Annotated in this window: 1 pseudogene; it reads left to right on the forward strand. The window is 68.3% G+C overall.

What is annotated here, in order from left to right:
- Positions 1–206, forward strand: a pseudogene (locus tag IF47_RS28470) (DNA-binding protein NsdB); the annotation flags it as partial.
- Between the last annotated feature and the right edge of the window lie 113 nt (positions 207–319).

The following is a 319-nucleotide window of genomic DNA, read 5'->3' on the forward strand; positions in this document are numbered from 1 at the left end:
ACCCCGAACAGGCGGACCGGTACGCGCGGTTGGCCCTGGTGTCGATGGGATCCAACTCCTCCCACCGCACCTGGGACCGGCTGCGTGAGATGTACCGGCTCACCGCCGAGTACGCCGGCTACCCGAGGATCCAGGAGTTGCGGGAGGAGATCAAGCTTGCCCTGCCGAAGACGAAGGGCAGGGGCGGCGACAGCGCACGGGCCTGAGTTTCCTAGGACGTGACCTTGGCGACGAGCAGACAGGCGTTGTCCTCGCGCGCACCCTCGCCGAACTCCTGGACGACCGTCCGTACGCAGTCCTCCGCGGTGCGGTTCCCGGC

Source organism: Streptomyces megasporus, from assembly GCF_000718985.1.
Taxonomy (GTDB): domain Bacteria; phylum Actinomycetota; class Actinomycetes; order Streptomycetales; family Streptomycetaceae; genus Streptomyces; species Streptomyces megasporus.